This is a genomic window from Streptomyces lateritius (assembly GCF_014649715.1).
In the GTDB taxonomy this organism is placed as follows: Bacteria; Actinomycetota; Actinomycetes; order Streptomycetales; family Streptomycetaceae; genus Streptomyces; species Streptomyces lateritius.
On record NZ_BMTO01000003.1, the window covers coordinates 58,903 to 83,086 of the forward strand.

At 72.9% G+C, this 24,184-nt stretch carries 15 protein-coding genes; 4 read left to right on the forward strand and 11 right to left on the reverse strand.

Translation table 11 applies throughout. From position 1 onward, the window contains the following. Positions 1-11: 11 nt before the first annotated feature. The 6 genes from IE136_RS06710 to IE136_RS06735 all read right to left on the reverse strand — a co-directional run bounded on the left by IE136_RS06710 (position 12) and on the right by IE136_RS06735 (position 13,470). Complete coding sequence (locus tag IE136_RS06710; protein WP_189599800.1) at positions 12-4,745, reverse strand: putative T7SS-secreted protein; 4,734 nt, start codon at positions 4,743-4,745, stop codon at positions 12-14. A gap of 3 nt (positions 4,746-4,748) precedes the next feature. Continuing rightward, positions 4,749-5,393 carry a hypothetical protein gene (locus IE136_RS06715; protein ID WP_189599801.1) on the reverse strand — a complete coding sequence of 215 codons (645 nt, stop codon included), beginning with the start codon at positions 5,391-5,393 and terminating at the stop codon, positions 4,749-4,751. Beyond that, complete coding sequence (locus IE136_RS06720) at positions 5,393-5,830, reverse strand: SseB family protein (RefSeq protein ID WP_158992353.1); 438 nt, start codon at positions 5,828-5,830, stop codon at positions 5,393-5,395. Before IE136_RS06720 ends, IE136_RS06715 begins: the two co-directional genes overlap by 1 nt. Before the next feature lie 198 nt (positions 5,831-6,028). Continuing rightward, complete coding sequence (locus tag IE136_RS06725; RefSeq protein ID WP_158992355.1) at positions 6,029-7,126, reverse strand: trypsin-like serine peptidase; 1,098 nt, start codon at positions 7,124-7,126, stop codon at positions 6,029-6,031. Between the two features lie 25 nt (positions 7,127-7,151). Further along, the gene (locus IE136_RS06730; protein WP_189599802.1) at positions 7,152-12,479 is read right to left on the reverse strand and encodes a trypsin-like peptidase domain-containing protein; all 5,328 of its coding nucleotides are present in this window, start codon (positions 12,477-12,479) and stop codon (positions 7,152-7,154) included. Positions 12,480-12,573: 94 nt separating this feature from the next. Beyond that, the gene (locus IE136_RS06735; RefSeq protein WP_158992359.1) at positions 12,574-13,470 is read right to left on the reverse strand and encodes a DNA/RNA non-specific endonuclease; all 897 of its coding nucleotides are present in this window, start codon (positions 13,468-13,470) and stop codon (positions 12,574-12,576) included. Between the two features lie 103 nt (positions 13,471-13,573). On the opposite strand from IE136_RS06735, the gene IE136_RS06740 reads away from it, so the two are divergent. Next, entirely contained in the window at positions 13,574-14,410 is an 837-nt protein-coding gene (locus IE136_RS06740; protein WP_189599803.1) for a caspase family protein, read from the forward strand. Between the two features lie 45 nt (positions 14,411-14,455). On the opposite strand, the gene IE136_RS06745 is transcribed toward IE136_RS06740, so the two are convergent. Continuing rightward, positions 14,456-17,389, reverse strand: coding sequence for a helix-turn-helix transcriptional regulator (locus IE136_RS06745; RefSeq protein ID WP_158992363.1), 2,934 nt, complete (start codon positions 17,387-17,389; stop codon positions 14,456-14,458). A 204-nt stretch (positions 17,390-17,593) separates the two neighbouring features. Further along, on the reverse strand, positions 17,594-19,399 hold the full coding sequence (locus IE136_RS06750) for a S8 family peptidase (RefSeq protein ID WP_189599805.1): 1,806 nt from the start codon (positions 19,397-19,399) through the stop codon (positions 17,594-17,596). A 394-nt stretch (positions 19,400-19,793) separates the two neighbouring features. On the opposite strand from IE136_RS06750, the gene IE136_RS35385 reads away from it, so the two are divergent. After that, positions 19,794-20,609 carry a hypothetical protein gene (locus IE136_RS35385; protein WP_229818676.1) on the forward strand — a complete coding sequence of 272 codons (816 nt, stop codon included), beginning with the start codon at positions 19,794-19,796 and terminating at the stop codon, positions 20,607-20,609. A 156-nt stretch (positions 20,610-20,765) separates the two neighbouring features. On the opposite strand, the gene IE136_RS06760 is transcribed toward IE136_RS35385, so the two are convergent. The 3 genes from IE136_RS06760 to IE136_RS06770 are packed head-to-tail and all read right to left on the reverse strand — an operon-like array spanning position 20,766 to position 23,447. After that, positions 20,766-21,722: a hypothetical protein gene (locus IE136_RS06760; RefSeq protein ID WP_189599806.1), complete on the reverse strand. Its 957-nt coding sequence runs from the start codon at positions 21,720-21,722 to the stop codon at positions 20,766-20,768. Next, entirely contained in the window at positions 21,719-22,723 is a 1,005-nt protein-coding gene (locus IE136_RS06765) for an SPFH domain-containing protein (RefSeq protein ID WP_189599807.1), read from the reverse strand. Before IE136_RS06765 ends, IE136_RS06760 begins: the two co-directional genes overlap by 4 nt. A 49-nt stretch (positions 22,724-22,772) precedes the next feature. Next, a complete protein-coding gene (locus IE136_RS06770) occupies positions 22,773-23,447 on the reverse strand; it encodes a MerR family transcriptional regulator (RefSeq protein ID WP_229818677.1) in 675 nt (224 codons plus the stop codon). Positions 23,448-23,565: 118 nt separating this feature from the next. On the opposite strand from IE136_RS06770, the gene IE136_RS06775 reads away from it, so the two are divergent. Both IE136_RS06775 and IE136_RS36370 read left to right on the forward strand, forming a co-directional pair. After that, positions 23,566-24,027 carry a monooxygenase family protein gene (locus IE136_RS06775; RefSeq protein ID WP_229818678.1) on the forward strand — a complete coding sequence of 154 codons (462 nt, stop codon included), beginning with the start codon at positions 23,566-23,568 and terminating at the stop codon, positions 24,025-24,027. Positions 24,028-24,045: 18 nt separating this feature from the next. After that, positions 24,046-24,180 carry a hypothetical protein gene (locus IE136_RS36370; RefSeq protein ID WP_268247908.1) on the forward strand — a complete coding sequence of 45 codons (135 nt, stop codon included), beginning with the start codon at positions 24,046-24,048 and terminating at the stop codon, positions 24,178-24,180. Positions 24,181-24,184 lie beyond the last annotated feature (4 nt).

A 24,184-nucleotide genomic window follows, 5' to 3' on the forward strand; every position in this document is an offset into this window, starting at 1 on the left:
GTCTCGTTCCGTCACCGGTTCTGGATCTGGTGCAGGAAGCCTTTCACACGGTCCAGGTGGTAGACGGTCTCGTCGTGCTTCTTCAGGAGGACCTCGAGACCACGTTCGGTCATTCCCTCCGGCAGCCGTTCCATCTCCTTCCAGAGGATCTTGCGGACGTTCTCCAGGCCCTGCTGAGCCTGGGTGAGGTCCTTGACGTGGTCGAACGGTGTGCCGTCCGCCTTCCGTGCCACCACTTCGCCCGCCGCCTCACGTCGGGCCGCCGAGTAGTGGTTGTGGTTCGGCTCGGAGTTGATGCGGCCGATCGGGTCCTCCTTGATGTTCTCCAGCTTCTGGATGGCTCCCATCGCATCGTCGCTGAGGCCCAGCCCGCGGTACGGGGAGAGGCCCAGCGGGTCGGACCACGTGAACGGGTTGTGCACGTACGTGGCAGGGTTGGGCGCCGGGGTGAGGCCCAGCGGGTCCGGTGTGAGGTAGCGGGCCGTCTCCGGGTCGTACTGCCGGAAGTAGTTGTGGTGGAGGCCGGTCTCGGGGTCGTAGTACTGGCCCGGGAAACGCAGCGGCGTGTAGGCGGTGGCGCCCCTGTTCCAGGTCGTGGTGCCCCACAGCGTGGCGCGGTTGTGCCAGGCCACCTCGCCCGTCTCGCCGACGAGTTCGGTGGGGGTGCCCACGAGGTCCGTGGCGATCGCGAAGAAGCGCTCGTCGACCGCCTCCTGGGAGGCGTCCGGCCCGAGCATCCGCTCCGTCTGGGCGAGCGGCCGGGCGTGACGGTGGTCCCAGGTCAGGACGACGGGCCGGGGCAGCTCCGGGGCGGTGGAGGTCTGTTCGCACAGGGTCGAGCCGTCCCAGGTGAACAGGACCTCCTCGACGACCGTCTCGCCGTCGCCGGCCAGCCGCTGCTTCGCGGTACGGCGGCCCAGTGGGTCGTACCGGTAGCGCCACCGGGTCCCGTCGGGGGTGACGACGGCCGTCAGGCGGTCCTCGGCGTCCCAGGTGTACCGCCAGGTCTCGGGCTTCCGGGACAGCCTGGTGCGCCGGCGCAGCGTGATCCGGCCACCGAGGTCGTGCTCGTACCGCACCGCTCCGGCGCGGGTGATGGTGGTTCCGGTGTAGCTGCGGGGGCCGGTCGCCTCGTGGCCGGGGTGACCGGCCGGCCAGGACGCCAGGGTCTGGTTGCCGGCCGGGTCGTAGGCGTACGCCTCCGTCCAGTCCCCGGCGGTCACCGTCGTCACCCGGCCCGCGGCGTCGAGGTCGTACCGGAAGGAGCCGCGCAGCGCGTCGTCGAGCGCGGTGAGGTGGCCGTCGGCGCGGTAGGTGTAGGCGCGTCGGTTGACGGTGCGGGCGCCGGCGGTGAGGTGCTGTCCCACCAGCCGGCCGGTCTCGTCCCACGTCGACGTCAGCGCCAGCGTGTCGCCGAAGACGCGCCGCAGCTCGCGTCCCGCCGCGTCGTGGGCGAAGGCGATCCGGTGCGTACCGCTGGTCAGTTCGGTGAGGCGACCGGACACGTCGTAGCCGTACGTGGTGACGTGCCCGGTGGGGGTGACCCGGCGCGAGCGGCGACCCGCCGCGTCGTAGCCGTACGTGAGGGGGCGGCCGTCGACGAGCTCCGCCTTGAGGTTGCCGCGGCGGTCGTACTGCCGCACCAGCTCGCCGTCCGGACCGGCGGCCCGGACCATCCGGCCGGCCCGGTCGTACGCGTAGGTGGTGACGGCGCCCGCCGCGTCCTTCCGGACGACCCGGTCGAGTGCGTCGCGCTCGTACGACACCGTCTCGCCGGTCGGATTCCGCCGGGCCGTCACCTGCCCGACCGCGTCGAGGGTGTAGTCGACGGTACGCCCGTCGAAGTCGGTCTCGGACACCATCCGGCCGGCCCGGTCGTAGGTGTAGGACCAGGTCAGACCCTGTGGATCGGTGACCTCGGTGAGGCGCAGCGCCGCGTCGTACGCGAAGGTGTGGCGCGCCCCGTCCGGGCCGGTGCGGGCGGCGAGCAGGTCGAAGTGGGTGTAGGCGAAACGTGTCGTCAGGCCCGCCGGGTCGGTGTGGGCGGTGCAGTTTCCCTCGCCGTCGTACTCCCACGACTCGGTGCTGCCGTCGGGGCGGGTGCGCCTGGCCAGTTCGCCGTCGGGGGACCACTCGAGGGTGGTGACGGCGCCGATCGGATCCACGATGCGGGTGAGCCGGCCGAAGGCGTCGCGCTCGCACCGGGTGGTCCCGCCGGTGGTCTCCGCGCCGGTGGCGGGGGAGGGCTCGGTGACCTCCAGGGGCAGTCCGGCCGCATCGCAGCGGAACGTGGTCACGGCCCCCAGGCTGTCGGTGGTGGAGACGAGATGGCCGCGGTCGTCGTACGTGTACCGGGTGGTGCCGCCCGCGGCGTCCGTGACGGCCGTGAGGTTGCCCCGGGCGTCGAACTCCTGACGTACCGTCGTCCCGTCCGCGTCGGTGAACTCCACCGGAAGGCCCCGCTCGTCGCGGACGGTGCCGATCCGGCTGCCGTCGGCGCGGACGACCGAGAGCAGCCGGCCCTCCTCGTCGTACGAGAACACGGTCGTACGACCCAGCGCGTCGGTCCGGGTCAGGAGGTTTCCGCGGGCGTCGTGGGTGAAGCGGGTGGTGTGGCCGAGCGGATCGGTGGTGGCGACGACCCGGCAGGCTCCGTCGATCAGATGGCGGATGGTGCGGCCGTCGGCGGTGGTCAGCGTGGTGAGCCGGTGACCCGTCTCGGGGTCGGGCAGGCCGTACGCGAGGGTGAGCTGGACGTGGCCGGCCTGGCCTCCCTCGCCGATGACCCGGTCGAGATCGTCGTACGCGTAGTCGTAGCGGCTGTCGTTGGAGTCGATCCAGGTGATCACCCGGCGCCGGTCGTCGTACGCGAAGGTGAGGGTGGCGCCCGAGGGCTTGGTGACGGCGGTGAGGTTGCCGTCCGTGTAGCCGTAGCGCATGACGTCCAGCGCGGTGCCGTCGGGGAGTCGCAGGGCCAGGCCGGTCACCCGGCCGTCCTCCGTCACGACGGCGAGGTGGTGGCCCGCCGAGTGGACCAGGGCGAGCGGTGTGCCGTCCTCGGCGCGGTCGAGGGTGAACCAGTGGCCGTTGCGGTCGGTGATCCGGACCAGCCAGGCCTCTCCGTCGCCGCCCGGCTCGGCGCCGGACGGCGCGGCGAAGTGGCGGGTCAGGCCGCTCCCCGGGTCGGTGAGGGCGTAGTCGCCGCTCTCGTCGCGGGTGAGGATCCGGCGCACGGTGCCGGACTCGGGGAGCGTGGCCACCCCGGGTACGGGATGCGGGTAGGTGAGCAGGAGACCGTCGTCGGTGACGTGGACGACACCGCGCGCGTCGATCTCCAGGTGTTCGTCCACGGTCGAGGACCAGGACGGGCCGAAGAAGCGCCCGGCGGTGTACCCGGACTCGACGCGCCGGGTGAAGGCGAGCGGCAGCGTGCCGGGGAGGACGACATCGGTCTGGGGCAGGAACATATGGCCGGAGGCGAGGTCGACCGGGTCGGTCTCGTCGACGAGCCGCTGACCGTCGGGCCGGTTGTGGGTGCCGTCGGGGGCGTTGTCGAGGAGCCTGCGGGCCCGGTTGGCGTCGCCGGCCAGGTCCGCCGCCTCCGCCGCGACGCGCACGCCCTTGACGGCGCCCCCGGCGCCACCGGTCGCGGCGGTCAGCAGCGCGTCGGGGACGAGCCGGCCGAAGCCCTCCGCTGGGTCCTTCATGAAGTTGTCGAGCATCTGCTTGCCCGTGCCCCACGGGTCGTTGGCGGCAAGGACCAGGCCCGAGGCCAGGCTGTTCAGGCTGGTGACGTACTCCGCCGGATGCGTGAGGTTGTACGGGTCGGTGGGGTTGACGCTCCGTACGAAACTGACCAGGCCGGCCGTGCCCTTGACGATGCCGGCGCCGAAGTGGTTCTGCATCACCTGCAGTTCTTCCAGGCCGTCCATGGCCTGCTCGCCGTACGAGGGCTTGGCGGGAGCCGCGTCCCTCGCGGCCCGTACTGCGGCGCGCGCGGTCTCCGCCGCGGAGTTGCGCTGCTTGCGGGCCTCGGCGAGGATCTCCTGCGCCTCCTCCATCTGCGCCTTGCCCGGATCGCTGAACGTGCCCGGCTTCGGCGGCAGCGAGGAGGGGTCCCGCTTGTCGGACGGCTGGGCGTTGTACCGGTCGACCGCCTTGTTGTAGTCGTCGACCCGCTTGTTGTGGGCGTCGGCCGCGTCCGCGGACGCCTTGGTGCCGGCCTTCCACTTGTCGATGGCGGTCTGCGCCTGCCCCTGGGCCCACTCCACCGTCAGGGCGAAGCTCGCGAGCGCGTCGGCGGCCTTCCCGAAGGCATCCGCGCCCTTGAACCACTTCGGCGGCTCGATCGCCACGCTCTCACGGAACGCGTCCGCGGCCTCGCCCTTGACGGCGGACGAGTCGAGTCCCTTGAGGCCTTTGCCCACCTGGTCGAACGAGGACTGGAGGTCGCGCAGGTGAGAGGCGGTCGAGCGGAGCTTGGCCGGACTGCCGTAGATCAGCTTGGTCTTGTCCTCGGTCTGCCCGAGGTCCATCTCGTCGACCTCGGCGCCCATCCGGTTGGCCACCGAGCGGGACTGCTCGCGCACCCAGTCCGCGCCGGACTCCCAGCCCACGTCCTCCAGCCGGTCGGCGGTCCAGTTGCCGGCGTCCTCCACACGGTTGCCGACCCACTCCACACCGTCCTCGACCGCGTCCTCGACGACGTCCGGCGTGATGTCGCTGACGAAATCTCCGAAGCCCACGGCTCAGTTCCCCCCGGTGTCCGGCTGCTGGGTGGCCCTCTCCTCGGGAGACGGGCCGAAGGTGTCGTCCACGGCACGGTCGAAGGCGCCCTGGTCCACGCCGAGGACCTCGTTGAGGATCCGCGACTGGCGCCCGCCGTTGCCCTCGGTGAGCACGGTGCGGCCGGTGTCCTTCCAGGTCTGCTCGATGTCGTCCCCGGCGCGCTCGAACGACTCTGCGCTCCAGTCGGGGTTGAGATGGTCCGGGGTGAACACGTCGCCCCAGTTCTGCTTGACGATGTCCGCCTCGGAGGCGTGCGGGTTGCCCACGGCGGCGTTCACCGCGATCTTGAACGTGCCCTGGAGGTACTGGTCCTCCTCCCAGACGAGCCCGGCGGAAAGGCCCAGCGCCGCCGCGAGCGTGTTGGCGTCCTGGACCAACGCCCGCACGCCCCACTCCCAGCGCTCGCAGTAGTCCTCGAAGTCCGCCGACAGACCGTGGTGCCCGGCCTCCATGCCGGTCATCGCCAGGTCCGAGAACCCCTTGCCGAGCACGGCACCCGTACCCGTGCCGATGTCCCGCAGTTCGGCCATCGCCGTCCGGATGCCTTGCGTGATGCGGTTGATGCTCTCCGCGTCGAACCGCAGGTCCTCACCGCCGCCGCCCATCAGGCCACGCCCTCGACGGGCGCGTCGACCGCCACGGCGTCCGGCACGATGCCTCGGACCGGCGGGAAGACCATGGATCCGTCCGGATCGGCGATGTCGACGGCCACACCGGCGGGTACGCCCATGGCGGGGACGATCTCGTCGAGCAGGCGCGCCCCTCGTATCCGGGCGAACTCCCAGGAACGACCCGTCTCCTGGCCGTCACCCGCCTCCTGCCCCTGGCCGGTGTCCCGGGCGCGGGCGAACCGGGCCAGCGCGGCCTCCTCGGTGAAGGCGCAGATCCAGCGCACCCCGCCGGACTCCGCCGTCCACAGACCGCCCGCCTCGACGGGGACGAGGACCAGGGCCCGGCGGAACTCCCCGACCATGGCCATGGGGTCACCCGCCCCGTCGCGCCGCTCGGCGATCAGTTCCGCGAGCGCCGTACCGTCCGTCATCGGCTCCCCCTCACTTGGCCGGGAATCTGCGTGGGACTCTGTCCGTACCGCGTCCTTAGGACACCACACATGAGGCTGTTGGTTCCCGGAGTTGCGCCAGGGTTGCGCCGGGATTGCGCCCGCGTCCACGAGGCTCTGGACGCCCGGACAGTGCCCAGCTCCCGGTGGAGCCGGCGCACGACGAGCCGGGCCAGGTGTTCAGACCCAGTTGACCTCGGCCCGGGCCAGCAGTGGATCGTCGATCAGCTCCCACAGCGGTACCGCGAAGTTGCCGAGTCGGTAGCGGCCGCCGAAATGGAGGCCGAGCACCCGGTGGTCCGCGAGGTCGAGGACCGGGGAGCCGCTGTTGCCGCCCAGGGTGGAGCAGTCGTGCTTCATCACCAGGCCGCCGGGTGCGAACTCCGTCGCCGTGCCCGGCTGGAGCCGCTTCACGTTGTAGACGTCCATGAAGATCCGCCGCATCGACTCGGGTTCGTTGCGGCGGCCGTCCCAGGCCGGGTACCCGATCACGTACACCGGTCGGCCGGGCAGCGTCGCGGGCGCGTCGGCGGCCACCGCGAGCGGCGCGGGCAGCGGGGCGCCGTCGGGCGGCACGACGCGCAGCAGGGCCATGTCGAGGTCCGGGTGGATGCCGATGACGTCGGTGATCTCGTACGGGAGCGGTGCGGCGGCCGGTGCGCCGAGACCCGGTGCGAGGCCCGGTTCGGGGCCCGGCGTGGAGGGAAGCTCCTCGCCCGGGTCCACGCGGGCGGACATGCCCTGCTGGAAGGACCAGCCCGCCTCCTCGGCGCGGCTGAACTCCACGGCCACGTGCCGGTTGGTCATCACCGTCCGCGGGCCCACCAGGAAGGCGGTGCCGACCCAGTCCAGGCTCGGATGGCCCGTCACCTCCACGCGGCCGACCCGGGCGAGCGAGTCGCGGATCGCGGGCCGGTCGGCGTCCAGCAGCACCGACCAGTCGCCCTCCGGTACGACGAAGTCCTGGCCCTGCACCAGGAGGGCGGGCCTGCCCTCCAGGAGGACGATCGCCTCCACCCCGAAGTACTCGTCCTCGTCGATCTCGTCCGAGCGGTTCCCGGCCAGTTTCTCCAGGCCCGTGACCCCGGCCTCCAGGACCCTGGCCCGTTCCTCCTGCGCGAAGCGGGAGATCTGGCCCGCCGGCGCCTCCTGCGCCGAGGACTCCTCGACCGACTCGGAGATCTCCTCCTCCAGGTGCCGGCGCACCCTTTCGGCGACGCCCCGCAGGTCGTCGAAGACCTGCCCTGGCTCGGTCGCGACCGGTGATCCGTGCGGCATCTCCCGCCACCTCCGCCTCTGCTGCTCATGCGGCCCGTAGGTGCTCCTCGTGGGCCGTCGCGGACTGCGCCCGCATGATCTCCTCGTACAACTCCAGCCGGTGCTCATGGAGATGGGCGAGGATCCGGCTCATCTGCGTGCCGACGTTGACGAACGCCGTGTTCCTGCCCTGGTAGTTGACCTCCTCGACCCGACGCGTACCGCGGTGCAGCGCCACCACCGTCCAGTCGTCCGTGAAGACCGGTGAACCCGAGGACCCGCTGCGGGTGTCGGTGAAGTAGCGGACGTCGCGCTCGTCCGCCTCGAAGACGAGGTTGTTGCGCAGCGCCACCCGCTTCGGCTGTCCGCCGGGGTGCTGGATGATGTTCACCGCCACCGGTTCGGGGCCGTCCGTCCGCAGCGGCGCGGTCGCGATCCGCAGCACGGGCCGGGGAGGCAGCCCGTCCGAGAGCCGCAGGATCGCGTAGTCGAGCGTCTCGTCCCAGGCGACGAGCGCCCGTGCCGTCGCCTCCTCGGTCTCCGCCTCGTCGGAGCCGTAGTCGAACCGCGAGCGGGAGTTGCGCACCTGGAGCTGGAGATCGTCCTCCGTCACCCGGTGCCGCACGCCGGGCGAGCGCGTCCGGGCGTTCACCACATGGTGGTTGGTGATCAGCAGGCCGGGAGCGATGAGCCAGCCGGTTCCCGCGTGCGGATACGCGGGCCGCAGCGGTGCGCCGGACTCGTACGGCGGGACCTTCAGGCGGGCGACCGAGGAACCGGCCAGGACGCCACCGTGCAGGAACTCGTAGGGCACGGTGTCGTCCCGGAAGATGATCTCCTCCTTGGTCTCCGCGGGCATCGCCCCGGGCGGCAGGTCCGGCTCGCCGGCGGCGTCGCGCGCCACATCGTCGAGGGCGCGCTGGAGGACGCTGAGCGGGCCCGCCTCGACGGCCTGGGCAATCGCGTTGCGCAGCCAGACCTCCAGCGGCACCGTGCCGTCGATCAGCCGCTCGATCTGGTTCATCGTCTGCAGGTCGGAGTGCATCTGCCGCAGCGGCGTGTCCATCGTCGGCAGGCTCGCCCGGAAGCGGGCGGTGGTGCCGGCGAACAGGAGCGGCCGGACCGTGGTGTCCGCGAGCCCTGCGTCCAGGGCCGCGTTGCGGACCCGGACGACATCCTCGGCGGAGAGGTACGGGACGGAACGCACCGCACCCTCCGCGCGGTCGGGCGGCGGCTGCGACCACAGACCCGCCCGGCCACGGACCTGATGCCCACCGTCCCCGCCACCGCCGACCCCACCGCCACCGCCGGGGACGGCCGGGCCCGCGACCGCACCGGCGAGGTCGCCGGCGTCCGGCCGGGGCTCGGGGGCGGGCGCGCCCACGTCCATGGCGGCGGCCACGCCTTCCACCAGGTCGCCGCTGCGGTCGCGGAGCATCAGCGCCCGCCAGGCGAGGCTGTCGAGCGTCCCGCGCCTGCGCGCCTCCCACAGGGCCTCCTCGACCGAGGGGTGCGCCACGCCGGTCCATGTCGGCGCTCCCGCCGCCGACTCCAGGATGCGGGTCAGGGGCTCCCGCAGCTGGGGTTCGTCGGCCATCGCGGTGTCGATCCAGCGGGCGAGGGCGTCCACCACCGCTCCGTCGTCGGCCGGGAGCCCCACGAGCCGCAGGGTGTGCTCCAGGAGCCGCGGGTCGGCCCGGGCGGCCGAGGCCGCAGCGGCGCGGGCCAGCGCGGGCTGCCGGGCCAGCTCCTCGTCCGGCATGTCGCGCAGCGAGCGGGCCAGGCGCAGATCCATCTCGGCCGATCCCTCGTCCGAGAGCGCGGCCAGGCGCGACCTGGCGACCAGCACACCCATCGACTCATGGGCGAGGCCGAGACCGGCCGCGATATCCTCCGCCTCCTGCAGATCTCGGTCGGCGTCCGCGAAGTCACCCTCGTCCTGGGCGAGTCGGGCCGAGAGCTGGAGCAGCTCCAGCTGTCTCTCGGCGCATCCCGCCTCGCCCGCCCGGTCGACGGCCCGCTCGGCGCTCTCCCGCGCCTCCGGGACCCGCCCGGACCTCGCCAGCGTCTCCACCAGCAGTCCGTGCAGCCTGCTGCACGGCGTCCACGGGCGCCGCTCCGCGAGCCGCTCCGCCGCCGCCTCCACGTACCCCTGGGTGAGCAGGTCCTCGACCTCGCGGGCGGCGATCCGCTCCCAGTCCTCCTGATCCGCCTCGGTCATGATCCGGTCCGGGACGTGCCCGCCGATCTTCCCCAGCAGGAACGCGGCCGAGCGGGTCGGCATGTCCCGGTCGGCTCCGGTCAGGTGGACGGAGACCCCGGGCTCCCAACGGCGTTCCACGGTGCGGGGGTTCTGGCCGAGCCTGAGCCGGTGGTAGATCTCCTCGGCGCGCGCGCCGGGGCCCTCGCGGGCCGCGTAGTACGCCACCGCGCTGCGGTCGACGGCCCGCATGAGGTCGGTGCGGGCGCTGTCCGAGAGCCGCAGCATGATCGAGCGCAGATCCGCCCGGTGCCGTACCGCCTGGGGTCCGGCCGACTCCATCAGGTCCAGCCGCGAGACCAACCGGCCGAAGAGGGCGCGGGCCTGCTCGGAGGAGTCGACCCGCAGCCCGGCCGGTCCGGCGAGGACGTCCCGGATCAGCTCCGGGGTGATGAACCGCAGGGCCAGGCCCGCCTGCACGGTGGCGCGCAGGTCGTCGTCCGCGATGTGCTTGAGGATCCGGTCGTACAGCGTGCCCTGGATGAGCATCTGGTCGACCTTGTGGTGGAAGTAGCGCCTGCGCGAGGGCAGGCTGCGCAGCAGGTCGCTCAACGAGGCGGAGCCGGCGCCCAGGGCCACCGTGGTCTGTGCGGCGAGTTTGAGGCTGAGGGGGTGGCCGCCGACGCGGTCGACGAGGTCCCGGGCGATCTCCTCGTCGTCGACGCCGCAGGACATCAGCAGTTCCACGGCCGCCTGTTCGTCCAGGTCGCCCAGCTCCATGACGCGGGGTGTGAGGACGCGGGCGGGATGGTCGATGGGGGCTCGGCCGGAGACGATGAAGCGCAGTCGGGGGTAGGCCTCGCGCAGGGCCGTCCAGATGGCCCACATCCGGCCGATGACCGGTGAACCGCGGTACTGCGCCTCCTCGAAGGAGTCGAGGACGATCACCAGGGGCGGATCCATCCCCGGCGGCCGGTCGCTCCCGGGCGGCGGGGCCGGCGTGCGGACCGCTGTGGCGACCAGGCCGGCGACCTTCCGGGCGAGTTCCTGTTCCCGCGCGCTGGCCCGGGCGTGGAATCCGGCCGAGTAGTCGCGGCCGAGCGTCGCGCGGGTGGCCGAGACCTGGTGCAGCTCGTCGAGCTGGTTGCGCTCGCCGCGCTGCGATCCGGCGGTCTCCTCGCACTCGTCGGCGAGCGCGTCGAAGGCGGCGCGCCGGCCCGGGTACTGGATGCCGAGCTGCCGGGCTATCTCGGCGATCACCGTGGCCGGTTCGTGGATGGAGAGCGTGGGCCGCTCGAAGTCGATGTACGCGAAGGGGAAGGGGCGGGGCGCGTCGTGGAGGCTGTCGACGAGGAACTTGGCGACCAGGGTGCTCTTGCCGATGCCGCCCACACCGTGGAGGAGCACCGGTGGCTCCGCCGGCTCGGTGGGAAGCGCGATGTACGCCCGCAGGGACTCCAGTTCGCGTCGACGGCCGTGGAAGGCGCCCCGGACGAGCCGCCGCATCGGCTGCAGCAGCCGTGCTCGTTCCAGACGGTGCTGTACGTCGTCGGCGTCGGGCAGCCCGAGCCCGGCGGTGCCGGGGACACGGCTCAGCCAGAGCACGGCCCGCAGGGTGTCCGCGAGCGCCTCCACGTCCTGCGCCGCCAGGCCGGGGGAGAGGCCGGGTGAGCCGCCGGACAGCAGGGCGAGTGCGGTGCGCTCGGGGCCGGGCCCGTCCGGCAGGAGCGCGAGGTTGGCCTCCAAGGCGCGACGGGCGGCCTCGGGGCCGTCGAGGCCGCTCAGGGTCCGCTCGCGGACCTCCGGCTTGAGGACCCATGCCTGGGAGGGGTGCGGGGCGAGCGCCGTGCAGTCGTCGACGAGGGCCAGGGCGGCCCGCCCGGTCGGCTCGCTCTCGCCGGGCAGCCGGAGCCTTGCCGGGTCGAACTCCTCCAGGAGACAGGCCGCCTCGCGGTAGGCCTGGCGCAGCTCCGGGAGGACCGGCGGCGCACCCGGCCCCGGCGTCGCCCGGTGGGACGCGCCTCCGGCGCCGATTCCTGCCCCTGCTCCGCTTCCGGAGCGGTGGAGCCGCACCACCGCCTCCACGGCGGTGCAGACCCGCCGCATGTGACTCTCCTCCGATCCGGGGGCGTCGATCGCCGTCATGACGCCGGCGACGGCCCTCTCCACCAGCTCGGGGACCATCTCCGCGTCGGGCGCGGGCCGCTCCTCGGCGAAGAACCGCCGGAAGTACACGCGCAGATCCTCCTCGTCCACCATGCGCGCGGTGTCCCGGCACTCGTTCTTGCGGATGTCGTAGGGGAGTTGTCGCATGGTGGGGGAGTAGCCGAGCAGGACGAGCCGGGGCACGGCGTCCGCGCGTACCGGCGTGTGTTCGTAGATCGCCAGGGCCAGCTTGCCGATGCAGTCCCAGACGTCCGCGTTCGGGTCGAGCTTGTCGCACTCGTCGAGCACCAGCCAGAGCCGTTCCGGCGCGGCCGTGGCGCGGCTGACGATCCGGTGCACGGCGTCGTCGATCGAGGGCAGTGGATCGTTCAACCGTGTGGGATTCAACGGGGCGGACGAGAACCCGTCCGCCTCGGGCCCGGCCACGAACTCGGCGAGGCGCGTCACCAGACGGGCGGCCGTGGAGGTGCGGGACAGGGTCACCCGTACGGGACGGAACCCGCAGTGCTGGCCGAGATGGCGGATGAGGCGGTACGAGTACGAACGGCCGCTGTCGGGCTCGCCGTCCACGACCAGCACGGTCTGCTCGGGATCGGCGACGAATCCGCGGAGCTTCTCGCGCAGCTCGTCGCGGTCGATGAAGACCTCCGTACCGCTGCCGAGGACGAGGGCGCGGAACGGGTCCTGGGCGGAGCGCAGTGATTGCTCGTCGTCCCGCAACCGCGTCAGCAGGCCCCACGCCTCCACGGCCGCGGGCGGGTCGGCGGCGGCCAAGGTGTCCAGCTCGGCCAGAGCGGTCAGAAGCCGGCGCTGATGGGCGATGTCCGTGCGGGCGCCGCGCACCACGAGGCGCGCGTTCTCGTCGCGGTCCGGCGTGAGCGGGAGGTCCTCGACGAAGTCCGCTGAGAGACCGCTGCGCCGCAGCCGGGTGTGGGGATCGGGGGTGTCGAGGAGGTGGTCCCGCACCCAACCGGTGACGAGTCCCCATTCCGTTTCGGTGAGCGGCATACCGCACCTGCCCGGCGGTCCCTGCGCAGCGTCGGAAGGACTGGCTGATATCTGTCATGGTTTCACCGGGTGGTGACGGTGGCAAACGGGGACTTCAGCCCTGCATGGCGATGTCGTCGTAGGACTCCAGGCGACGCCAGCGGTCCTCCGGCGCCCGCGTCGGCGGCATCAGATCGACGTCCGGCAGCGGCCCGAACTCCAGCTCGGTGACCTCCGCGACGTCCGAGACCGGCACCTGGTACGTCCGGAACGGCCCCAGCGGCGGCGGCGCGCCCGCCTTCGCCCCGGCGAGCGCCCGCTCGGCGTCACGGCTGAGGTCGGGGCTCTGGTCGAGGACGTACGCGGTCGCCGCCAGGGCCCCGTCCTGCATGAACGCGACCACCTTCCAGAAGCGGAGCGGCACCTGGACACCCCGGTAGGGAGGATCGGAGTCCTGCAGCACGGGCCCCGTGAGCACCGTCATCCTCCGGTCGAACTCGGTGGCGTGCTCCAGGAGGTAGTTCTCCAGGCCCTGCCAGAGCTGCTTGCCCTGGTTGAAGACGTCGGACTGCGGCGCGGCGTTGGTGTAGTAGAACGTGTCGGTGTTGGCCTGGCCCGCCACGGCCGCGGGGCCCCACACCGGGTCGAGGCGGCGGACCAGATGGCCCCGGTCGAGGCCGTTGTTCCGGTAGATGTCACCGCCCGCCTGCTGCTCCTCGGGCAGCCGGGGATCGAACTCCCACGCGTCCTCCCGGGGTACGTCGTCGAGCAGTTGCTCACCCTCGATGCAGACGGCGGTCGACGCGGCCAGCCGCCGGTCCGGCCGGAAGACCACGGTGAAGTGGGTGTACGGCAGGAGCACCGTCTCGACCGAGGTGCGGGCGGGCAGCGGCAGCGGCACGACGGGCCCCAGGAAGCCCTCGTCGTAGCCGGTGCGGTCGGCCAGCGAGTCACGGCGCGGTCCGCCGGCCCGCGGCGGCGGCGGAGTGGGCGGGCGATCGGAGGTGTTCATATGATGTAAGTACCGCGCATGAAGGATCGCGCTCGGCGCCGGGCGGCAGGCCACTCGATCAGACGCTCCGGTGCCCTCCCCCTTCGGACCAAGGAGGCAGCTCATGCCCGCCGGTCTGTCCATCCACGCCGGACTCGACACCGTCGACCCGGCTCGCTACGACGGCTGGGACGGCGCCCTCGTGGCCTGTGAGAACGATGCCCGGGACATGGCCCGGATCGCCCGCTCCGCAGGGTTCTCCGAGACCGTCCTGCTGACCGCCGACGCCACCGTCGACAACCTCACCGCGGCGCTGCGCGAGGCCGCCGCCAAGCTCGTCCCCGACGACATCCTGCTCCTCACCTACTCCGGCCACGGCGGACAGGTGCCCGACGTCACCGGATCCGACGAGGAGCCTGACGCCCTCGACGAGACCCTCGTCCTCTACGACCGTCAGTTCCTCGACGACGAGCTCCACCGCGAACTCCGGGGCTTCGCCGAGGGCGTCAGGATCGCGGTGCTGCTCGACTGCTGCCACAGCGGCAGCGGCATCGAACTCCCGGGCGCGCCGCTCCCGGAGACCGGGATCCGCATGATGCCCGTGCCGAGGCAGCAGCGGATCTACGAACGGGACCGGGGCTTCTTCGAGGAGCTGCAGCGCTCCCTCCAAGAGGCTGCCGAGGAGGCGGCGGGCCCGTTCGGCGAGGCGCGGGCGGCACGGGAGGCGTCGGCGATCCTCATCTCGGCCTGCCAGGACAACCAGCTCGCCTCCGACGGCCCGGTCAACGGCGCCTTCACCGGGGCGCTGCTCGACGTCTGGCAGGAGGGGGCCTTCCGGGGCGGGTACCGGTCCTTCCACCGCGCGATCCAGCGGCGGCTGCCGGCCACCCAGAGCCCGAACCTCCATCTGACGGGCAGCCCCGCGGGGACGTTCCTGCGACAGCGGCCGTTCACGATCTGACGCACGATCCGACCGGCGCCCTTGTGCGCGCCGGTCACGCCGGAATCAGCCGCGCAGCGCGCTCGCCAGTTGCGCGCGGGAGCGCACGTCCAGCTTCTGGTAGATCCTGGTCAACCGTGCCTCGACCGTCTTCACGCTCAGATACAACTTCGCCGCGGCCTCCTGATTGCTCGCGCCCTGCCCCACCAGTCGGGCCAGACGCAGCTCCGCGTCCGTGAGCGAGGAGAGCGCCGGCAAGGAGTCCTCCCCGGCCGGGGTTTCGCTCGTCAGAGCCAGCCAGGGAGCCGCCCCGGCCCGCTCGAACACCGCCGCGGCCGCCTGCAGGGCGCTCTGCGCCGCCGAACGGCGACGCCGCCGCCGCTCCACCCGGGCGAGCGCGATCAGCGCCCGGCCGTGCTCAAGCGGAAGACCGGCCTCGGCGAACCGCCCGGCGGTGCGGGTGAGCAGCTCCGCCGCCTCGTCCGTCCTCCCGCCCGCGGCCAGGTAGAGGGCGTACGCCCGGTCGCAGCCGAGCAGTACGGTCGTACGGCCCAGGCGTTCCGCGACCGGACACACCTCGGCGAGCAGGTCGGCCGCCTCCTGGGCCGCGTCGTTGGCGAGGAGCGCCTCGGCCAGCTCCTCGTGCCAGCGCAGCATCGACGGGTCGACGGTCGACTGGGCGCGCTCGTTGGCTTGGACGCGGCGCAGGGTCTCCAGGGCCGAGGCGACGTCACCGTTGATCAGCTGGACGCGGCCGAGGGCGTACAGGCTGCGGGAGAGGAAGACCCGGTCGCCCTCCTCCTCCGACGCCTGAACGCTGCGCCGGGCGTAGCTCGCGGCCCGCCCGAAGCTGCCCCCGGCCGTCTCGGCGAGCGCGAGCGTGTACCAGGCCGGCCCGGGGGAGAGGCCCGCCTCCAGGGTCAGCGCGAGGGACTGTCCCGCGTGCGCGAGGGCCGCAGAGCAGGCCCCGAGCCGGGACTCGATCGCGGCCAGCGTGGAGAACAGCTCGATCGTGTCCTCGACCGAGCCGCGCCGCCGCACCAGCGGCAGCAGCGCGTTCAGCTGGTCGCGGGCGTCGGTCAGCCGGTCGTCGAAGAGCGCGTGACGGATCGTCAGGATCTGTGCGGCGTTACGGATGCCGAGCGGCCGCTCGGCCATCTCGAGCCCCCGCGCCTGAGCCAGCACCGCCTCCGCGTCCGACGCCCCCAGCGCCCGGTCCATCCGCGCCTGAACGGTCAGTGCCTGGGCGGCCGTACGTGGATCGCCCATCGAGGCCGCGAGCGCGGCGGACTCGACGGCCGCGGCCCGCGAACGCAGCGGATCGCCGTCGGCCAGTACGTACTTGACGGCCAGACGGAGCTGTACGGCGGCCCGCAGCGCGGTGTGTCCCTCGGAATCCTCCATGGCGTGGACGTACATCTCGTCGAGCCCGGTGAGACCCTGCCCCGCGGTGTCGAGGACGGCGAGCCGGGCCCGTACCCGGTCCGAAGGGCTCGCGTCCCTGGCCAGCAGATCGGTGGCGGCCCGCATCGCCAGGTCCGCGCGGGCGGCGCGGGCCGCCTCCTCGGCGGCGTCGACGAGGCGCGCGATCCGCTGCGTGGCGTGCCCCATCGGCGTCGACTCGGCGGCGAGCAGGGCCAGTTCGGCGGCGAGCGCGCTGTTGCCGCGGCGCCGCGCGAGATCCGCGGCGGCGGCGACCTCGGCGGCGAGCGCCTCGTCGGGGATGTCGGTGGCGAGCGCCCGGTGCCGTACCGCCTCGACGGAGTCGTCCACGACCTTCGCGAGCGCGGCGTGACCGGCGCTGCGCTCGGCCCAGCAGGCGTCGTGGACCAGCGTCGAGGGGAGGAGTCCGGCGGTGAAGGTGACCGTGCCGTCCTCGGCGAGCGAGACCAGGTCGGCGCGCTCGGCGGCCGCGAGGTCGGCCTCAGCGTCCGGCCGCCCGGCCCGGCGTATCAGCGCCGCGGAGGGACGCAGCGCGAGGGCGGCGAGCAGCAGCGTCTCGCGGACGGCCGGCGGCGCGGTGCCGAGCAGCTGCCGGGCCAGCTCGCGGGCGCGCCCGGAGAGGGTGAGCGCCTCGGCGTGGTGAACGGGGGTCCGCGCGTCGGCCAGCGAGCGGCCCACCGCGAGCGCGAGGCGGGGGTTGCCGCCGCTGGCCTTGTGGATACGGCCGGCCATCCGGGAGGGCAGCCGGTGGTGGATGAGGAGTTCGGCGATCTCGTCGGCCTGGAGCGGCGGCACGAGCAGGATGTCCGCCTCCGAGGGCACCCAGAGGTGGGTGTCGTGCGCCTCCTGCGCTCCGTACGCCTCGGGGGTCTCGACGGCGACGACACGCAGCGCGGGCGGCGCGAGGTGGAGTGCGAAGCGCAGCAGGTCGGCGCTGTCGGCGTCGATGTGCTGGACCCCGTCGACGACGAGCAGCGCGGGCCCGCGGGCGGTCAGGCTCCGCAGGATCTGGGCGATGCCGAGGCGCAGGGCGATCGGGTCCCAGCCGCCGTCGTGCAGCGGCGCCTCGCGGCAGAGCATGGCGACGGCGGTCCGCTGGGGGCCCGGCAGTCCGTCGAAGACACCGGACGCGCCGGGGCCGGGGCACTGGCGCGGTATCGCGGCCCGCGCGGCGGCCGCCGCCGGTGTCGTGGCATCCGGCCCGGCGCACACCGGATCGGGGACGTCGGTCCCGGCGCCGCTTCCGGTGCCGGCCCCTCCCGGCCAGGTCACCGTCGCCGCCACCGAGGCCACGAGCGCGGCCGCCGCCGCGCCGGGTATGTCACGGTCGGCGGGCAGGGTCGCGAGCCAGAGGACGGTCTCGCCGCGGGCTTCCGCCCGGGCCGCCTCCGCCAGGGCCACCTCGGTCTTGCCGACGCCGGCGGGCCCCGTCAGCAGGGCGCGCCCGCGCGTGTGCAGCACGCGTTCGAGTCGGGAGAGCAGTTCCTCCCGGCCCACCGGGGCCGGGGGTCCCCCCACGCCGGCAGGGCGTGCGGGGAGGTGCGGCGCAGTCGTCACGTTTCCACCCCCTCCGGCACTCGGGGCCTGCCCGTGAGCCCCGTGGGGCAGAGAATACGGAGCGTACCGGTGCAGTCCAGGCCTCTTGTCCGGCATACGGACAGCCGGTGCCGGTCGCCGACGCCAGGACGCGCCCGTGGTGTAGACCACGAGCGCGCCTCTGACCAGCAATAATGCTGTTGTGGGGGGTGGGTCAGGTGGTGATCAGAAGGTCAGGCTCCAAGAGTCGATGTAGCCGGTGTCACCCGAGGCCACATCGCGGACCTGCAGCTTCCAGGTGCCGTTGGCGAGCTCGCTCGACGCGTCGACCGTGTACGTGGTCAGCACGTTGTCGGCGCTGTCCGAGGACGCGGAGGCCTTCAGGTTGCGCACCGTGCCGTCGGGGGCGACCAGGTCGATGACCAGGTCCCCGCGCCAGGTGTGCTTGATGTCCACGCCTACCTTGAGGGTGGCGGGGGCGTTGCCCGTGCGGCCGGTGACGGAGATCGAGGACGACACGGTGGTGTTGTCCGAGATCGTCACGTTCGTCGCGTTGGTGAAGGCGGTGCCGGTCGGCGGGTTCGTGGTGCCGGTGACGGCGTCGACGGTCTTCGCCGTGTCGGCGATACCGGTGCCGCAGCCGCCGGAGCAGGTGCCGGGCAGCGGGCGCGCGTTGGTCTTGATCGCGGACTCGATCTCGGCCGGGGTGAGGCTGGTCTTGGCCGACTTGAGCAGCGCGGCGAGGCCGGCGATGTGCGGCGCGGCCATCGAGGTGCCCTGGTAGGGCTTGTAGTTCTCCAGCGACTGGGTGGTCGTGCCCGAGTTGAGCGTGGAGTGGATGCCGTTCTCGGGGGTGGTCACCGTGCCGGGCGTGTCGGTCGCGCGGCGGGTTTCGCCGCCCGGAGCCGCCACGTCCACGATGGTGCCGTAGTTCGAGTAGTACGAACGGTTGCCCTCACGGCTGGTCGACGCCACGGTGATGACGTTCGAGCAGTTCGCGGGGGTGAAGCCGGAGGTGTTGGCGTTGCTGTTGCCCGCGGCGACGACGACGGTGGTACCGCGCGAGACGGCGCCGTTGATCGCGGTCTGGTAGACGCTCGGGCAGGTGGAGCTGGCGCCGCCCAGGCTCAGGTTGATGACCTTCGCCGGGGTCGGGTTGGCCGCGACGCCCGGAACGGAGCCGCCGGACGCCCAGGTGATGGCGTCGGCGATGTCCGAGGAGGAGCCGCCGCACTTGCCGAGGACACGCACGGGCTGGATCTTCGCGTTGTACGCGATGCCCGCGATGCCCTTGGTGTTGTGGGTGACCGCACCGATGGTGCCGGCCACGTGGGTGCCGTGCCAGGAGGAGTTCGACGCGCGGGAGCCGGTGCCGCACTCGCCGTCGGTGGCGTTCCAGTCGCCCTCGTCCTTGGCGTCCGCGTCACGGCCGTTGCCGTCGCGGGCGTCGGCGGAGGTGGAGATGAAGTCGTAGCCGGCGACCACGTTGGACGCCAGGTCCGAGTGGGCCGCGTAGCCGGTGTCGATGACGGCCACGGTGACACCGGAGCCGGTCGTCTTGTCCCAGGCCGGCGGAACGTTCATGCCGCCGGTGGCCTCGAAGAGGTCCCACTGCTTGGCGTAGTCCGTGTCGTTCGGGGTGACCGCCATCGCGTACGCGCGGATGTCGGGCTCCACCGAGGCGACCTGCGGGTCGGCGCGGAAGGCGTCCATGACCTCGGCGACGTCCTGCTTGGTGGCGCTGTCGCCCAGGTCGACCAGCGCGGCACCGCCGGCGAGGCGGCGCTCGAAGGAGAGGCTCTCCCCGGTCTCGGCGCCCTTCGCGGCCGCGTCGCTCTTCGCGGCGGCGTTGGAGCCGGCCTCGGCGGTCTTGGACTTGTAGGTGACGATGACCTTCTCGACAGGAGCGCTGGGCAGCGCGGTCATCGCCTGCGAAGCCGGAGCCGGCTTCGGGGTGGCAGCGGCCGGGGCGGCGGCGAACGCCCCGGTGGACGTGGCAGCGGCGCCGATGATCGCGGCACTCGCGACCACGACGGATATGACTCTCCGCCTGGAACTGTTCAAGGTGTTCCCTTTCGAGCACGACGTAGGTGCGGAGCAGTGGCGGCGGCGCGGGAGCCGCGGTGCGAAGTGGGGGGTCGCGGTCCGCTGGTCCCTGGGCTGGGGGGCCCGTGCGCCGCCACCGGCGCGACGGCCCGGGTCAAGGCCGTCACCGGCGGACACCACCCTCCTCCCCTCATGCACCTGACAGGGCCTGAGCTCCTGTGGGGGGCGTGGTTCGGGGGATGGGATCTGCCGGTGCGGCAGACAGTAGGGAACGAGCAGGTGAACGCGATACGGGGAAAACCCTTGTCACCCCCCGAGGGGGGTGGGGGGAGGGAGAGGGGGCGGCATGCCGGGCCCCTCGGAAGGGCATCACCGGTGAGTGAAGTCGAGGAGATACCGGCGGAGTTGGTACGAGCGGCGGCTGCCCCTGCCGTTACGGGGGCTGATCGTCCTCGCGGCGGGGCTGGGCGTCTTCCTCTGCGGTCAGCTGGTCGTGGACGGATACCGGGCGACGATGGTGTATCGCGAGGCGCCGGTCTGCGAGGGAGCGGGGCAGGGCCGGGGGGAGGGGTGCGTACGGACCGCCGAGGGGAAGGTGACCGACCGCGCGACGGGCGAGCACTGCACGTCCAGCGGTACGAGCGGCGGGGGCGGCACCGTGACCGCCGGCGGCACGACGGCCGGCGGTGGAATGGCGACCGCGGGCGGCGGCGTGGGCGGCGCGGTGACGGCCGGCGGCGTGACCGCGGGCGGGGGCGGCGGCACCACCTGCACGCGGTACTACCGGGTCGAGGTCGAGTGGCCGGAACGCACCGAGTGGCTCTCGGTGGACTCGGACGCGTACGACGAGGTCGCGTCCGGTGACCGCGCGAGGCTCAGGCTCTGGGAGGGCGAGGTCGTCCGGCTGGAGGTGCGCGGCCACACCCACACCTACCCGACCTCCTCGGAGAGCGGCGTGGGAGTGTGGCTCGCGGTCGCCGCGCTGATCCTGGCCACGGGGGTCTGGGGAGCGGTGAGCGGCCGGCTGTCGGGGCTCATCGCGTTCCCGAACTTCGGCTGGCTGTTCGTGGCCGTCGGCATCGGATGGCTCGGTTCCATGGCCCTGTTCGGCGGACACGTGCTCGTCTGGGCCTTCGCGATCCTGTGGACGGGGTTCGCGGTCTTCTGGATCGTGGGCGCCTGGCGGGACGGCTGAGAGAGGCGGCGACGGGCGCGGAGAGGGCGTCAGTCCGGTTCGAGGGTGGTCGCGCCGAGGCCACCGTCCTGCGCGACCGGCCGGACCCGGGCCGGTGTTTCCGGCCGTACCGCGACGGATCTGCCGTGCCGTGCCCCGCCAGGCGTTCGCGGCGGGTCAGCAGAGCAGCCGCAGGGCCGTCTCCGCCACCCCGACCCGCACCGTCTGACCCCAGGTCAGTTCGAGCGCGTCCGACTCCATGCCGTCGCCGAAGGCCACGAGCCGGTCGGACTCGACCGTGAGCCGCAGGGTCTCGCCAGGGCTCAGCAGGCCCTCCACGCGGGTGGTGCCGGTCGTCGGGGACGGCCAGGCCTCGCGGACGAACCAGGCGAGCCGCCGGTCCGTCGGAACGGGCATGCGCAGACGGCTCGATCGCTGCTCCCGGAGGGAGCGGAGCCAGCCCGTGGCCCCCGTGCCGGTGCCGACGAGCACGCCCGAGGACGCCTGGGGTTCGGGCGGCGCCGCGTCGGAGCCCTCGCTGCCGAGGCCGCTGCCGAGACCGAGGGTGTACCGGACCGTCTGGTGGGTCGACGGGCCCAGGTAGATCTCGTTGAGGGCCACGAGCCGTTGGGCGTCGTCGGTGACCGCCTCCACCATCGTGAGCTCCTCCACGACCGTTCCGGCCGCCGTCCCGGTCGTGGGCCGTCCGCTCGTCGCCGTACCGGAGGCGGCCGCGAGCAGCGCGCCCGCGTCCGCCGCGCGGTGCCGCACGAGGACGCCCGCGTTGCGCCCCGGGTCGGCGTCGATCCCGACGACCGGCTGACCGCTGAGGTACTTCGCCGCGTTGGCCACGAGCCCGTCCTGCCCGACCACGACGACCACGTCCTCGGGGCCGAACAGGAAGCGGTCCAGGTCGGCGCGTTCCACCCTGGCCCGCCGCCACCGCAAGGGAACCGCTGACGCCACCTCCGCCATCGCCCGCCGGGTCCGCTCGTGGCGTTGCCGCACCTCCTCGATGTCGCGGCCCCGGCGGGAGAGGAAGAACGCGGCCTGCCCGTGCGTACCGTGCCGGGCGAGCAGCTCCTCGTACTCCGTGACCCGGTGGACGAGGACCGCCCGGGGCGCCAGGCTCACGACGGAGTCCCGCCGCCCAGCTTGGCGAGCAGTCCGGTCAGCACATCGGGCGAGAGGGTCAGGCTCTCGATCCGCGGCAGGTTCTCCGCCGCACGGGTCGCGGCCAGCGCGTGCAGCGTCGCCGCGTCGACCTCCCCGTGCACCCGCAGCCACGCCGACTGCGCCGCCGCGCGCGCCTCGCCGACCTCCCGGGCCGCCTCCGCCTCGGCTCGCGCGAGCCGGACCTTGCGTACCGCCTCGGCCTCCGCCCGTACGGAGTCGGCTGCGGCGGACTCCTCGGCCTCGCGGCGCGCGTTGGTGCCGCGCTGGTCGACGAGCCGCTCCTCCTGACGGGCCAGTTCGATCTTGCTGCCCAGCTCGTTCTCGGCGATGGCCCGCTCGCGTTCGACGGCCACGGCGCGCCGCTCGTAGGTGGCTCGGTCGGCCTCCTGCTGGATCTGCTCGCGTGCCGGGGTGCGCAGCGCCCGTTCGACCTCCGGCTCCGGACGGATCGCCACCACGCGTACGGCCACCACCTCGATACCGGTGGCCGGCAGCCGCGGCTCGGCCCCGAGCCCGGCCGCGATCCGGTCGCGGACCGCCGCCACGCCGTCGACGAGGGCCGCGGCGAGCGGGGTGCGCGCCAGGACGTCGAGGGCGTGCTGCTGGGCGGTCTCGGTGAGCAGCGTCGCGATCTGATCCAGCGGCGCGCCGCGCCACGCGCCCGTGTCCGGGTCGATCGAGAAGTCGAGCCGGGTGGCCGCCGCGTCCGGCTCGCTGATGCGGTACGTGACCGTGGACTGCACGCTCACGTCCTGGAAGTCGGCGGTCCGCGCGTGGAAGGACATGGCGAGCTCCCGGTCGTTCACCGGCACTTCGGACAGCGCGGCGGACAGGGAACGGAACCAGAAGCTGAGCCCCGTGCCGTCGTGGACGAGCCGCCCTCGACGGTGGTGGCGGATGTGGCTGGTGGGCGCGGAGCGCAGATGGCGCCAGCTGGCCCGCCGGATGATGTCGGCCATGGAACCCCCTTGTCGTCACCTTGACGATAGCGAGCTCGCTCCTTTCTCGTCAAGATGACGAAAGTGGTTCTCCGGGGGTGGGTGGAGGCTGCGACCGCGCGGTGCCGTGCAGGCGGGCGGAGACGTCCTCGTGTGCCAGGCGTCGCAGCGCGAGCAGGATCGGCTCGTAGAGCGTCGTGTACGCGACGGTGGCCTCGATCGCCTCCTCCAGGACCGGATAGCGATCGAGCACGGCGTACTCCTCCGCCGCGATCGGGTGCATCGCCAGCGCGTACCGCCGGATGTGGTCGATGCCGCCCTCGTAGCCGAGCGAGCGCAGGGTGACGACCGCCCTGGTCAGTGCGGCGAGCGGGGGCGCCTCGTCGTACACCCGCCAGTCCAGCTCGGTGAGCAGCTCGCGCAGCTCCGCGAAGACCTCGTCCCAGAGCTCGCGCCGCGGATCGGACTCCTCCGGCGGAGTGATCCGCGGTCCCAGCATGTACTGGGCGATGCCCAGGCGTTCGTGGCGTCCGAAGGCGGGATCGTCGGCCACCGCGAGAACGTCCCTGGCCTGCTGGACCGTCATGCCGCCGACGGTGAGCAGGGCGCGGATCAGTCGCAGTCTGCGCAGGTGTTCCTCGCCGTACTCCGACTGCCGCGCGGTGACCGGCGTGCCCGGGGCCAGCAGTCCTTCGCGGAGGTAGTACTTCACCGTCGCCACGGACACGCCGCTGCGGCTGCTCAACTCGGAGAGGCGCAAAAGATGTTCACCGTTCCCATCGTCTCGACACGGTTACCGAGGAGTTCTACTCTGCCCTCCAAGGATAGTTCAGCTATCCATCAGCGGAGGGTGGGCGGAGACCATGGCACGGTCCGACTTCACGCAGGGGATACGGCTCCTCGCGACGCCTGAATGGAACCGCGGCGGTCCGGAGGGCCGCGCCGAGCGGCGCAGAGTCCGCCGGGGGCGCTTCGTGGCCGCGCACACCGAGCCGGTGGCGGTCTTCCTGATCGGCGCCCGCGTCAACCGCTGGCGCTCGGTCCGTGGCTGGCTGCCCGTGTTCATGGCCATGCCCGGCATGCTCAAGGAGTTGACGGCCGAACCGGAGAGTGGCTTCCTCGGTTACCGGATGCTCCTGGGGCCGTCCTTCGGCGAGGTGACCTTCGTCCAGTACTGGCGCAGGGCCGGAGACATCCGGGCGTACGCCACCGACTCGGCCCGGAGCCACCGCCCGGCCCAGAGCGCCTTCTGGCGCCGCTACTTCACGAGCAACGGGGCGGTCGGCATCTGGCACGAGATGTACGCGGTGCGCCCGGGCGCCTGATCCGCGCTGTACGGGGACATGCCTGCGACGGGGCTCGGCGCCCTGTTCGACCTCGAACCGGCGGTCTCGGGCGGGAAGGGCGGCCACCAGCCCTCGGCAGACCCGATCTTCGCGGCCCAGGTGACGGAGGAACGCCCACCGGCGGGGGAGTGACGGA

Bases quoted from the DNA above. Each gene is read 5' to 3' on its own strand.
- IE136_RS06775 (WP_229818678.1), top strand. From the start codon at position 23,566: ATGGCACGGTCCGACTTCACGCAGGGGATACGGCTCCTCGCGACGCCT.
- IE136_RS36370 (WP_268247908.1), top strand. From the start codon at position 24,046: ATGCCTGCGACGGGGCTCGGCGCCCTGTTCGACCTCGAACCGGCGGTC.
- IE136_RS06740 (WP_189599803.1), top strand. From the start codon at position 13,574: ATGCCCGCCGGTCTGTCCATCCACGCCGGACTCGACACCGTCGACCCG.
- IE136_RS06725 (WP_158992355.1), bottom strand. From the start codon at position 7,126: ATGCCGCACGGATCACCGGTCGCGACCGAGCCAGGGCAGGTCTTCGAC.
- IE136_RS06735 (WP_158992359.1), bottom strand. From the start codon at position 13,470: ATGAACACCTCCGATCGCCCGCCCACTCCGCCGCCGCCGCGGGCCGGC.
- IE136_RS06765 (WP_189599807.1), bottom strand. From the start codon at position 22,723: ATGGCCGACATCATCCGGCGGGCCAGCTGGCGCCATCTGCGCTCCGCG.
- IE136_RS06715 (WP_189599801.1), bottom strand. From the start codon at position 5,393: ATGGGCGGCGGCGGTGAGGACCTGCGGTTCGACGCGGAGAGCATCAAC.
- IE136_RS06720 (WP_158992353.1), bottom strand. From the start codon at position 5,830: ATGACGGACGGTACGGCGCTCGCGGAACTGATCGCCGAGCGGCGCGAC.
- IE136_RS06730 (WP_189599802.1), bottom strand. From the start codon at position 12,479: ATGCCGCTCACCGAAACGGAATGGGGACTCGTCACCGGTTGGGTGCGG.